Consider the following 14148-nt stretch of genomic DNA (forward strand, 5'->3'; position numbering starts at 1 on the left):
GGGCCACCTATTATTGTAGCCCATTTTACGTTGCATACTCTGTGTGTGGCTTAACTATCGTTATCTGACGACGATATCGACACGCCGACTATTAATATTACACCCCGCAGCCTGACCTTCCACACATCCTTCAGCACTCTCTGCGATGCCCATTCCTTCGGTAGCCGTAATGTTGGAGGATTCCACCCCAGCTTGAATCAACAGGTTACGTACTGCCTGGGCTCTAGCCTCAGAAAGACGCAGATTAGATTCAGGGTGACCAATCGCATCCGTGTAACCGCGCAATTCGATTTCTGTGGCACCAGGCCCCTGCTTGATAATATCAATCACAGTACGCAGCTTAGCTCGAGACTCAGGCAAGATTGCCCTGGCATCGCTCTGGCCAAACGGGAACAACACACTTTCCTGGATCAACGCGATATCACTACCCTTAACGTATTCGCACGGTTTCACTTGTGAAGATCGGTTAACAATACGTGTCTGCTTGCGCAGGGTGTTCAGCGCACGCTCTGCACTGGCACGATCGGCCAGTGCGGTCGTGGTCCCTTTCGAACCGGGGTTAACTTGCAGGAAGTAAGTCTTCCCCGCCTTCATCCCCAACTGATGAGTTGGGTTTTGTTTCCCTTGATACGTAGGCTGATCGTTGAAGTAAGATTCAACAGCATGTGCCCCTGGCGCAACGCAAAACACGCTAAATTCGCCGGGCAGTAGCGCTGATTGTAATTCACGATCCACGTAAATAGCGGCGGGCAATTCCCCTTGCGGGTAGTAAAACACCACTTGCGCCAGTTCTGAAACAACATCAGCAACCGGCCGATAGTTGACAGCCGAATGACGGGTATTGGCACTGGATGAGTCAGAAACAAGCGACACTTCTGGCCCAGAGCGCCCTAATGTCTGTTCCGCCATCGCGGTAAAAGAAAACAACCCAAGCACCAAAGCAGTCAACAAAATATTGACTGATTTACATCCATGACGAACAACTTTCATTATTAAATAACTCCAAAATTACCGTATTCATCCATTAATTACCGTATTGCCGCTGTTATCCCTTCGCCTATATCAGAAGGGAAGCCAGGCTAGCGGTCACTAAAGATTTATTTATTTCTGTTTGTTACACAGGATTGAAATACCCCTCTGTTTTCCCGTTTTTCCCCAACAGCTAACACCGAAGTCCAGTGCTAGAGGGAAATAACCCACGGTATTTAAACCGTGGGCTCCGTTACCGGTTAAACAATGATTTGGTTATTCTGCAATAACGTTTCCAGATCGGTATGCACGTTTGATAACGTCACTACGCTGCTAAAGGCATACTGCCCGCCCTGGCCATCACGGTCGATGCTGATCACCGTATCGCTGCCGGAAGTCTCCACCTTCAGGTACTTGAGAATACCTTGGGAAGAGTAGTCCAGCTCCATCTTGCCATCATCCTGGAAGAAGGAGATCGGGCCGTTGTAGTCCAGCAGATCGCTCAGGTCGATCAGGTCGGCGTCTTTGTCAGTGACGACGTTGCCAACGTGGAAACCATGGACCGTGTCGTGACCGTTACCGCCCGTCCCGTCATTCGCCATACCCGCCAACACGTTATACATCAGCGTGTCGTTGCCCCCGTTAGTCAGGTAGAACGTATCATCGCCACCCCGGCCTTCAAACAGGTTGTTTGCCGAGTTATCGGTGAAGGTGTCGCCCTGATTGCTGCCGATCAAGCCTTCGATACTGACCAGCTTGTCGTTACCCTGGCCCGTCGCGGTCCCCGTCCACAGGTTGGCCGTAATGGCACCTGATGAACGGCTGTAATCGACGATGTCCATGCCCGCAGAGGCACTCCAGACCGCCTGACCACTCACCACCTGGTTCCAGCCGCCACCCCCGGTGTAGGTATCGTCACCCGCTGAACCGAAGAAGGTGTCGTTATACCCGGTGCCGATGATCCCGCCGGTGCCGATGGTATTGTTGGCATCGTTGGTGTTTTCCGCCGTCAGCACATAAGCATCATGCGCCTTGCCGGTCGTCAACCCACCCCAGTTTTCATTCACCGTGGTGTTGATGTTGCCACCCTGCTCACCGGCAAAGGCTCCGACGTGGTTAGCCGTACCGTTGGTGATGCGCAGCAGCTGTACCGAGTACACTTCGTCCGGGTTCAACCCGAAGAAGCTCACCAGGCCCATGCTGTTGCTGGAGCCGGACGCCTGCGGGTTAATCAGCTGCGTCGCCACCAGGTTACCCTGCGAGTCATACAGCTTGACGGTGTTGCTGTAGAAGGTATTGATGCCGTTGCCGTCAACAATACGGATCTGCAGGCTGGTCCCGTCTGCCGCGATGTTGGTGTTTTTCACCAGCAACGTTGGTGCAGACGCATCGCCAGACACCACCGCGGCGTCAGCGCCGGAGCGGTACAGCACCAGGTCCATCGAGCCGTCCCAGTCGTAGTCCAGCGCTACCGCCCCCGTCAGGTTGTTGTAGGTTCCGCTGGTCAGCTTGACCGCATTGGTTCCCCAGACATTGTTACCCTGGTTCAGGTACAGCGTCGGGCTGCCGGTCACACCGGAGCGTGGCACTTCGATGATGTCCATCTTGCCGTCGTGGTTCCAGTCCACCGCCAGCGACGTTCCGCCATCCAGGCTGTCACCGAACCACAGCGCCTGCGCATCGGTGGCCATCAGCTTGCCGGTCTTGTCGTTCAGGTAGATACGGCTTTCGTTACCGTCCGCCGCATTTTTCGCCCCGCGGCTCAGGAACAGATCCAGCCAGCCATCCCCGTTGTAGTCGGCATAGGTCATCGAGATCGACAGGTTGCCGTAATCATCTGCACCGTCACTGCGGAACACGTTGGCGTAATAGCCCACCTGACCAAAGGTGGTCGAGGTGGTGCCGTTGGTCTGGTTGTAGAGTATCCCCAGCCCACGTGAACCGTTGCCAGCGTAGACACCCGCGCCGTTGTAATCGATGTGCGCAGTGATATCCACCGTGCCGTTGTTGTCGATATCGACCGCCCCCACTTCGTGCAACACGCTCAACGCGGCAGGAATGACCCCACCAGGGTGCCCATTAGGTGCAGTGCCACCACTCGTGTACGTACCATTCTCGTAGGTCAGCGTCCCATTGACGTTCTTGATAAACGAAATGGAGTCCGACTCTGAGTCGGCCAACACGAAGTCCAGATAGCCATCACCCTCACGGTCATAGGCAATCGCGCCCCCCAGGTGGTTCAGGGTGCCCTGATCCAGCGCCTGCGCCGTGTAGCTGCCATTGGCATTCTGCATCCAGTAAGCAGTACGCCCCCCGTTACCATAAGAGCTGACCTGCGACATCACATCGGTCAGACCATCGCGGTTGATATCCGCAAAGGTGGCCGAGTTGATAAAGCGGCCATAAGAGCCTTCGGTAACGTTAGATGGCTGTGCCAGATACGTCGAGGTGTAATCCTCCTGCGAGGTGGCGTTATAGACACGCCCGGCGTTCGCCGTCGTTGTCCCTGAAGTGCCACGCACGCTTTGGAAGAACGACCACAACCCGTCCTGGCTGATGGTCACTGCCGCCGCGTTCAGGCCATAGCCTTCTGCATCGGTCGTGCCGCCCCACGACTGTTGAATCAGCGTACTGCCGCTACCATCGGTGACCCCAATGCTGGTGGAGGAACTCATGGCTGAACGGTTACCCGCCTCATCCCACACCATAAACGCGATGTTATGCGCGCCAGCAGGCATCGTAGTATTCAGCACCCAGTTCCCATTCTCATCCGCCTTGGCAAACCCGATAACCTGATCCAGACCTTCCTGATAAGTACCATTGCCATTAACATCACTCACCAGTGAAACAATTGCCCCGGCCTCAACCCTGCCGTAGGTACTGCTATTGAAGGTAAATGCAGTGCTGTTATCCACAATCTGCGGCACGTCTGGTGCGCCGAGAATGCTGTCCGGTGCTTCCAGATCGATCACCACCTGATAACTGTTGGCAAAATTGGTGTTGGTCCCCAGGTTACCGGCAGAATCAATCACCCGCAGTTGGTAATCCACCGTGGTGCTCTGCGTGACCGCGTCCAGCGTGTAATTCCACTGGCTTCCGCTTTGTGACAGCAGCGTTTTCCAGGTGATACCGTTGTCCAGCGAGATCTGCAGATACTGGTTAGTTTGCAGCGCAGTACTCAGGTTGCCGTTCAACGTTACGGTACGGTCACGGGTGACCATATCGTTGTTGGTTGCCGTCGCACTGTGGCTGAACAGATCGCCATTCACCAGACCATTGCTGGTATCGGTAGTGATCCCCGTAGTGGTGGTCAAGCCATTCAGGTTCGGCCCGCTGGTAGCGATGGTCAGTGCATGCGCATCGGTGCTGCCGATATTGCCTGCCTGATCAACCACCCGCGCATCGATGGTGTAGTTACCCGAACTCAGCGGTTGGCTTTGCAGATCCACCGTCCAGTTGCTGGCCGTGGTGCTGGCCGCCTTGGTCCAGGTCTTGCCACCATCCACACTGACTTCGACCCACTCATCGGCCAGCAGCGCTTTGTTCAGCGTACCGTTAACCAACAGCGTGGTATCGCTGGTGTTAAAGTCAGAGTTACTGACCCCCAGGTCATCACTGATCGACGTAATCGCGATAGCTGCATCCGAAATCGCCGTGTCAACAACCAGTGTCCATGCATTGCTGCCTAGGCTCGTATTACCTACCGCATCGGTTTCCTTGGCGGTCAACTGGTACGTCCCATCAGCCAGTAACTGGGTCGGTTGCAATGACCAGGTGCCGTTTGCCTGTACCGTCGCGGTGCCGATCACGGTGGTGCCGTTGTACACCGTAATGGTGTTGCCCACTTCCGCCCCGGTGCCATTGATAGTCGGACGCGTATCGTCCGTTACGCCCCCAGAGACAACCGGTCCCTGTACATTACCCACCGCATCTTCTACCCCGGTGATCGCCACTTTGCTGGCATCCGGTGGTGTGAAGTCCAGCGTCAGGGTAAAGGTGTTGGACGGTGCACTGATGTTACCCGCCTTGTCCGTCGCCGTAACCGTAAAGCGATGCTCACCTTCCGACAATGGTGTGGTCGGGGTAAAGCTCCACTGGCCGGTAGCGTCGGTCTGCGCCGAGCCCAGCAGCCCGTTCTGGTCATAGACCTTCACGATACTGTTGGCTTCCGCACGGCCCGACAGCGTTGGCGTCGGATCGTCCGTCGCACTGCCGCTGGTCATGTTTTGTGGCTGCACGCTGCCCACATCGTCGACCGCCGAATCAATGGTCGGTGCAACAGGGGCGACCGAATCCACCGTAAACGCCCAGTTGCCGCTGGTGCTGATGCTGCCCGCCGGATCTTTGGCGCTGGCGTTCAGGCTGTGTGCACCCTGACCCAGATCGGTGGTTGGCGTGAAACTCCAGTTGCCGCTGCCGTCCGCCGTCACGCTGCCCAGCACATTGCTGCCGTCGCTCACCGTCACCACGCTGCCGGCCTTCGCCGTGCCGTTCAGCGTCGGACGGGTGTCGTCCGTCACGCCGTTCTGCACGATGTTGCCCTGCACGCTGCCCACGTCATCCGCCAGCCCGATCAGTTGCACCTGGCCCGGATCCACATCTACCGTGACCGCCAGATGCTCACCTTCGCCGCTGGTGTTACCTGCCTTGTCGGTGACCGTGGTGGTGAAGTCATGCTCGCCGTTGCTCAGCGGGGTGCTTGGCGTCAGGCTCCAGTTGCCGTTCACATCCGTGGTGGTACTGCCGATCACGTTGCCGTTATCCAGTACCTTGACCACGCTGCCTGCTTCGGCCTTGCCGCTGAAGGTTGGCGTGTTGTCGTCGGTGATGCTGCCCGCCGTCAGTGGGCCCTTCACATTGCCAAAGTCATCGGTCACCACCAGATCGGTTACTGGCGCTGGAGGCAGGGTGTCAACCACGATACCGAAATCACCGGTACTCGGGCTGACCTGGCCGATGCTGTCCATCACCGAGGCCGTCAGGTTGTGGTTGCCTTCACCCAGTGGGGTCGATGGCGTAAAGCTCCACGCGCCGTTGTTGTCCGCCTTGACGCTGCCGATCGCCGTGCCGTTGTCGTACACGGTCACGGTGCCACCCGGCAACGCCGTGCCCTTCAAGGTCGGGGTGTTGTCGTTAGTGATATCGCCCTTCTGCAACGCACCGGTATGCGGGGCCACATCGTCTTCCACCGAGCCGATCACCGGGGCCGCAGGCGCTTGGGTGATCACCGCAAAGCCATACTCTGGTGATGCCACGGTGGTGTTACCCACCGGGTCGGTTTCCTTCGCGGTCAGGGCATACAGACCGTCTGCCAGTGGCAGGGTCGGTTTCAGTGACCAGGAGCCATCTGCCTGGACCGTCGCAGTACCGATCACGGTAGTGCCGTTGTACACCGTAATGGTGTTACCGGTTTCAGCCCCGGTGCCGTGGAGGGTTGGCTGGTTGTCGTCGGTTGTACCGCCCACCGCCACATTGCCTTTTATTGCACCTACGGCATCGTCCACCCCGGTGATCGCCACTTTGCTGGCGTCCGGTGCAGAGTAGTCGGTGGTCAGATCGAACGGCGCGGATGGTGCGCTGGTGTTACCTGCGGTGTCCGTCGCCGTGGTGGTGATGCTGTGTTCACCTTCCACCAGGGGGGTGGTCGGGGTAAACGCCCAGGCTCCGTTGTTGTCGGTCGTGACCGAGCCCAACAGTTTGTCGTTGTCGTACACCTTGATGACGCTGCCCGGTTCGGCTGTGCCGTTGAAGGTCGGGTTGGCGTCGTCGGTCACGCTGCCGCTGCTCAATGGCCCGCGCACGTCGCCCACGTCGTCTATCGCCCCGCCGATCACCGGCTGTGCTGGCGCTTCGGTGTCCACCTTCAGCTCAAACGCCGGGGAGGTCACACTGTTGCCCGCCGCATCTTCCGCGGTCACGGTCAGGCTGTGGTTGCCGTCGCCCAGGTCGGTCTCTGGCGTAAAGCGCCAACTGCCGTCCGGGTTCACGGTGGTGCTGCCCAGCACGGTGTCACCGTCTTTCACGGTCACCACGCTGCCCGGCTTGCCGCTGCCGTTCAGTTCCGGACGTGCATCGTCCGTCACATCGCCCGGTTGCAGGTTGCCGGTATTCGGCCCCACGTTGTCGTTGACGGAGCCCAGTTGTACCAGCACCGGGGTATCGTCCACCACGATGTTCACGCCCGGGCTGGGCTCGCTCACGTTGCCGGCCGGATCGGTCACGGTGGTGCTCAGATTATGCTCGCCGTTGTCCAGTGGCTCACTCGGGGTGAACGTCCAGTTGCCGTTCTCGTCGATCACGCTGCTGCCGATCACGTTGCCGTTGTCGATCACCGTGATGGTGTCGCCCGGCTCACCTTTCCCGCTCAGGGTCGGGGAACGATCGTCGGTAGTCTCGCCCGGCTTCACTTCACCGGTCTTCTCACCCACGTTGTCGGTGATGATCACTTCACCCGGTGCCGCCGGGGCCACGGTATCAATGACAATCCCGAAGCTGCCGCTTGGCGCGCTGACGTTACCCGCCGCATCGGTGGCAGTGATGTTCAGGCTGTGGCTGCCGTCTTTCAGCGCCGTTTCCGGCGTGAAGCTCCACTTGCCGTTGGCATCAGCGGTGACTGAACCGATCACTTGACCGTTGTCAGAAATGATCACTGTGCTGCCCGCTTCGGCAGTGCCGCTCAGGGTCGGGGTCGTGTCGTTGGTGACATCGCCCTTCTGCAAAGGCCCAACATGCGGCTCGGCGTTGTCCACCACGCTGGTGATCGCCGGCTGCGTCGGCACGGTGATGTCGATCTTGAGGTCATACGACGGGGTACTTGGCGTGGTCTTGTTGCCTGCCGCGTCGACCGCCACGATGGTCAGCTGGTTGTTGCCTTCCAGCAGTGGCGTGGTTGGCGTCAGTGACCAGGTGCCATTGGCCTGCACGGTGGTGCTGCCAATCGGGTGATTGCCTGCGGCATCGGCCGCGTACACGATGATGGTGTCACCGGCGGTGCCGATACCGCTGATCAACGGCTGGCTGTCGTCGGTAATGCCGCCAGACACAATGGTGCCCTGCTCGCTGCCCACGCGGTCTTCCACGCCGGTGATCGCCAGGAACTCTGGCCCGGTCGGTGACGCGGTGTAGTCGGTGGTCAGGTCGAACGACTCGGATGGTGCGCTGGTGTTGCCTGCGGTGTCCGTCGCCGTGGTGGTGATGCTGTGTTCACCTTCCACCAGAGGGGTGGTCGGGGTAAACGTCCAGGCTCCGTTGTTGTCGGTCGTGACCGAGCCCAACAGCTTGTCGTTGTCGTACACCTTGATGACGCTGCCCGGCTCCGCTGTGCCGTTGAAAGTCGGGTTGGCGTCGTCGGTCACGCTGCCGCTGCTCAATGGCCCGCGCACGTCGCCCACGTCGTCTATCGCCCCGCCGATCACCGGCTGTGCTGGCGCTTCGGTGTCCACCTTCAGCTCAAACGCCGGGGAGGTCACACTGTTGCCCGCCGCATCTTCTGCGGTCACGGTCAGGCTGTGGTTGCCGTCGCCCAGGTCGGTCTCTGGCGTAAAGGTCCAACTGCCATCCGGGTTCACGGTGGTGCTGCCCAGCACGGTGTCACCGTCTTTCACGGTCACCACGCTGCCCGGCTTGCCGCTGCCGTTCAGTTCCGGACGTGCATCGTCCGTCACATCGCCCGGTTGCAGGTTACCGGTATTCGGCCCCACGTTGTCGTTGACGGAGCCCAGCTGAACCAAGACCGGGGTGTCGTCCACCACGATGTTCACGCCCGGGCTGGGCTCGCTCACGTTGCCGGCCGGATCGGTCACGGTGGTGCTCAGATTATGCTCGCCGTTGTCCAGTGGCTCACTCGGGGTGAACGTCCAGTTGCCGTTCTCGTCGATCACGCTGCTGCCGATCACGTTGCCGTTGTCGATCACCGTGATGGTGTCGCCCGGCTCACCTTTCCCGCTCAGGGTTGGTGAGCGGTCATCGGTGGTCTCGCCCGGCTTCACTTCCCCGGTCTTCTCACCCACGTTGTCGGTGATGATCACTTCACCCGGTGCCGCCGGGGCCACGGTATCAATGACAATCCCGAAGCTGCCGCTTGGCGCGCTGACGTTGCCCGCCGCGTCGGTCGCGGTGATATTCAGGCTGTGGCTGCCGTCTTTCAACGCGGTTTCCGGCGTGAAGCTCCACTTGCCGTTGGCGTCCGCGGTGACTGAACCGAGCACTTGACCGTTGTCAGAAATGATCACTGTGCTGCCCGCTTCGGCGGTGCCGCTCAGGGTCGGGGTCGTGTCGTTGGTGACATCGCCCTTCTGCAGTGCGCCGACGTGCGGTTCGGCGTTGTCCACCACGCTGGTGATCGCCGGTTCGGAGGAGACAGGAATAAACAGGCTGATGTCATAGCTCGGTGAAGAGAGGCCGGTACGGTTGCCCGCCGGATCCTGAGCCATGATCGCCAGGTGGTTGTCGCCTTCCAGCAGCGGCAGCTCAGGCGTCATGCTCCATTTGCCGTCCTGCTGCACCACGGCGCTGCCAATCAGATGCTGACCGGCGCTGTCGGTGGTGTAAACAAACACGGTATCACCGGCGGTGCCGATACCGCTAATCAGCGGCTGGCTGTCGTCGGTCACCGCGCCGTTATCCACGGTACCCTGGCGATCGCCCACGCGGTCTTCCACCGCGGTAATGGCCAGATGATCCGGCCCTTCCGGCGATGCGGTAGTATCGACGGTAAAGTTCAATGACTCGGACGGCGCACTTTCATTGCCGGCCGGGTCGGTTTCAGTCACGGTAATGCTGTGATCGGTTTCAGCCAACGGGGTCTCTGGTGTAAAGCTCCACTTGCCGTTGTCACCCACCACCACGGAGCCGATTTTCTCGCCGCCGTCATAAATGTTGACCGTGTTGCCCGGCTCACCCACGCCACTCAGTTTAGGCTGGGTTTCGTCGGTGGAGCCGCCGTTAACAATCGGCCCGGTGATCGGCCCGGTATTATCCTGCGCCTGCGCCACATCCGGTTTGCCCGGAGCGGTGGTATCGACCACGATCTCAATCGGGTTGGACGGTACGCTGCTATTGCCGGCCTGATCCACTTCGGTCACGACGAGCTGATGGCTGCCCTCAGTGAGCGGTGTGTCAACGACATAATTCCAGTTGCCCTGATCGTCGACCACGGTAGAGCCCAGCGGCTTGCCGTTATCCGTGATAATAATGACGTTACCCGGCTCACCCACGCCGTTTAGCTGTGGCTGGGTTTCATCCGTCACGCTGCCGTTGGTCAACGGGCCGGTGACGCTGCCGGTGTTGTCAAGCATGCTGCCGATAGACGGCTGGGAAGGAGCCTGGGTATCGACCGTGAAGGTCAAACCGCCCGACGGTTCGCTCTGGTTGCCCGCCGGATCGGTCTGGGAAACGGTGAGGGTGTGGCTGCCGTCGGTCAGGTCGGTGTCGGGTTTGAAGGACCAGCGGCCATCTTCGTTGACTTCGGTTTCACCAATCACGGTGCCATTATCATAAATGGTGACGGTGCTGCCAGCTTCGCCGCTGCCGCTCAGTTCAGGACGCGGATCGTCGGTCATGCCGCCGGCTGTAATTTCACCCACGGTGTCGCCGACTTTATCCATGACATGCTGGAGGCCCGGTGCATCCGGAGGGGTGGTATCGACGTTGAAATTCAGAGAGTCGGACGGAGAACTGACATTACCCGCCGGATCGGTCTCGGTGATCACCAACTGGTGCGAGCCTTCGCCCAGATCGGTGTCAGGGGTCAATGTCCAGTGGCCGTTGCCATCAATGACGGTGCTGCCGATGGCCTGGCCGTTGTCATACAGGGTGATGGTGTCGCCAGGGGTGCCCTGACCACTCAGGACAGGACGGGTTTCATCGGTGACGCTGCCGTTCTGAATCACGCCGGTGATAGCGCCCTTCTGGTCCAGCGCCTCGCCGATAGCGGGTTTGGCCGGTGGGGTGGTGTCAGCCGGGTTGTTGTCACGATTGTTACTGTTATGGTTGGCAATAGCGGCACCAGCGCCGATCGCCGTCGCCGCAGCGACCCAACCGAGCAGGCCAAACAAGGCGTTATGATCGTCATCTGAAGAAACAAAAATGCCGTTACCACTGCCCAGCGATGGGCCGCCCAACGCCACAGGAGAGAACTCACCTTCACTGACCAGATAACCACTTTCGTAGCCTTCACCAGATAACGGTACATAGGCATACAGTTGCCCATCTTCGGCCATCCCCAGCAGTACCGGGTTGTTGGCATCACCATTAAAGTAATCCTCAATAATGATGCTAGGTTGGTCGTCACCTTCCTGCAAGACAAGCAAGTTTTTGCCAGCACGCACCAATGTCACATTTTCAGGCGCAAAGTCGTTACCCAAGTTTTTCAACAGGTACTTGTTACCTTCGATCAGTTTAACTTTAACGGCTTTGTTGGCATTTGCAGTCAATAACCGGGTTTTTCCTTCACCACTATTAACTGCTAAAACGATGGTCTTACTCATCTTTTTCGTAACTCCAAATGTCACATGATTAAATGCAAAGAGAACTGCATTTTATTTAAAATGAAATGCACCCATAAATGGGAAGAGAAATAATTACATTGAGGTTGATTCGATAGATAATAAAAATATCTCAGAGGTACAGTGAAATAAAAACCAGTAAAAGCCTTGAAGCCATATAACTAAATATAAGCTCCAATAAACTCTGAAATACCTATCAAACACCGCCCCTATCACCTATGCATATGATGCATTGGCAAGTTTAAGGGCTAGGCAACTCAAGCTTATCCCTCGGCAGGTGAATTGAATTTTCATATAAAACTATGGTGGGTCCGCTCATTACTTCCATGTTTGAATTAACTCTTATTTGACAATCAATGTCGCAAAAGTACGGATAACTCATGATGACCTTTAGCGTAACGAAAAAAATCCATTAAAAACGCAGAATACTCAGCTCAACGGTCATGAGAACCCTAACTACTTACCTTGTTACCAACACACTATTAGTCAGTGACTCACAGCGAAAAGCGAAAACTCTAATTGCTTGCCCCGTGTTGATAAGAAATATCTTACACAAGCAGTGTATAGAAAACATTCTTAGAAATTGAAATCAAAAGATACAACATAAAAATCTAAAAAGAATCAATTTAAATCAAATTTAATTTATAAAACACTATTTATAATGAAATTTATTACATTAATGACTGATGACAATGTTTTTAACAGAACTTTAAACCAAGAAAGGTGAGAGAAATAGGAGGATTGAGCTATAAAAACCATAGACCTCCCCTTCATAAACGGGAGGGATAAAAACAATATATATCAGTATATTAGATTAAAACCCAAAAGATGTGACAACCAGGACTAAAAGTAGATGTGGAAAATAGACCATAAAAACCACAGCCTTTTGCTTATGTCAGACAATTCCTTATACTTTTTCAGCTCAATAACCATTTTCTTATATGTATCAGTATATTACTCTCAGAATCCGCTTAATGTATCACTACATGGGCTTATCCACGCTCTAACTAAGAGATCCATTCAGCCCTACGAGGTTTAGCCACACCAACATCTTTTTAAGCCCGATATCGTTTTCTAAAGAGGCTTCATCTATCACAATTGCCCTATTAACAGTGTTAGCAGGAAAAATAAACACACATCCATTTTGCCTCCCGACACTCATGAGATACGGTAGGCATAATTTATGGATGCATAAGTAAAATCAGACCATACGATTCAACATGATTCACATTGGAGTTCTCTCGGCTTTAACTTAATTCACTCTCAACTCATTCCTCAATCAAAGGGTTTTTTCGCTTTGAGCTTCTGAAGATAATCGTAAGATCACACTCATTTCACCTATCAAATACCGATGATTTTCTTGTGGGTAATAGGATGGGTCAGAATAGCCAGATGCGCTTGTCAAATGTGATAAAAAGCCAAGTAACGCTATTATTATCGATAACCTGAGGAATGCTCACCATTATTAATGGTAAGAAAATAAAGATAAATATCTACAGATACTCTAAATAACTCGCGTTGCATGTAGGTGGCCGGTCCGAGAGTCGCCACGAGCATAGGCCACTATGTAGCTAGTGCGAGCGGACGCAGCCAACTTGAAGTATGAAGAGTATATTCACAAATAAATAGGCACACTTGAATCGCACATCAAAAGGCATAAAAAAAACCCCAAGCTTAAAAAGCTTGGGGTCTGAATGATTGGCGGAACGGACGGGGCTCGAACCCGCGACCCCCTGCGTGACAGGCAGGTATTCTAACCAACTGAACTACCGCTCCGCGCCAGTTCCCTCTTACGGGGGAACGAAGCGAATATTACGGTTGCCCCTGCATTCCGTCAATGCCTTTTCTTATAAAAAGAGTCGTTTGCACAGTTTTTCAACGAACATGGCAGCATAATGCGGCGTTCGCCATGTTTTTACACTCAAGGTGGCGTTATTCGCTGCGCCACAGGCAGCTACCGCCCTTTTTAGCCACCAGATCCAAGCGCACTTCATGGGCGGCCACTTCCTCATCGCTGGCATATACCACTTTCATTGCCGTGGCCGGGCGTACAATGCGCTGAATATCCTGCGCTGAGTCAGTTTGCTGAGTATCCCCTTCCATTTGGAATGCCATGGAGGTCTGGCCACCGGTCATCGCCAGATAGACTTCCGCCAGGATCTCGGCATCGAGCAAAGCGCCGTGCAACGTTCGCTTGCTGTTGTCTATTTCATAGCGGCCACACAGGGCATCAAGGTTGTTACGCTTGCCGGGAAACAGACGGCGCGCCATCAACAGGCTATCGGTGATGGTACAGAAAGTCTCCGTTTTCGGGATATTCTGTTGCAGCTTGCGGAACTCGTGATCCATAAAGCCGATGTCGAACGCCGCGTTATGAATAACTAATTCACCGCCACGGATGAAATCAATAAACTCAGCAGCAATCTGATCAAAGGTTGGTTTATCGGCCAGGAATTCATCACTGATACCGTGCACACCGTAAGCTTCGGGATCCACCAGCCGATCCGGCTTGACGTAAACATGGTAGTGACGCCCGGTCAGGCGACGGTTAATCACCTCTACGGCCCCGATCTCGATGATACGGTGACCTTCGTAGTGAACCCCTAGCTTGTTCATACCGGTGGTTTCGGTATCGAGAACGATCTGTCTGGTTGGTGTAGTGATCATATTGCAG

3 protein-coding genes and 1 tRNA gene are annotated in these 14148 nt (G+C 55.8%); all 4 read right to left on the bottom strand.

From position 1 onward, the window contains the following. Positions 1 to 60: 60 nt before the first annotated feature. The 4 genes from ACX9GT_RS20495 to dnaQ all read right to left on the bottom strand — a co-directional run bounded on the left by ACX9GT_RS20495 (position 61) and on the right by dnaQ (position 14141). On the bottom strand, positions 61 to 990 hold the full coding sequence (locus tag ACX9GT_RS20495) for an OmpA family protein (protein ID WP_473188472.1): 930 nt from the start codon (positions 988 to 990) through the stop codon (positions 61 to 63). 239 nt (positions 991 to 1229) lie between these two features. Beyond that, positions 1230 to 11456, bottom strand: coding sequence for an Ig-like domain-containing protein (locus ACX9GT_RS20500; RefSeq protein WP_473188473.1), 10227 nt, complete (start codon positions 11454 to 11456; stop codon positions 1230 to 1232). Positions 11457 to 13173: 1717 nt separating this feature from the next. Next, positions 13174 to 13250 (bottom strand) — tRNA-Asp (locus ACX9GT_RS20505). A 156-nt stretch (positions 13251 to 13406) separates the two neighbouring features. After that, positions 13407 to 14141: a DNA polymerase III subunit epsilon gene (dnaQ, locus tag ACX9GT_RS20510; RefSeq protein WP_473188474.1), complete on the bottom strand. Its 735-nt coding sequence runs from the start codon at positions 14139 to 14141 to the stop codon at positions 13407 to 13409. Between the last annotated feature and the right edge of the window lie 7 nt (positions 14142 to 14148).

This window comes from Serratia sp. YWN4, assembly GCF_055790845.1.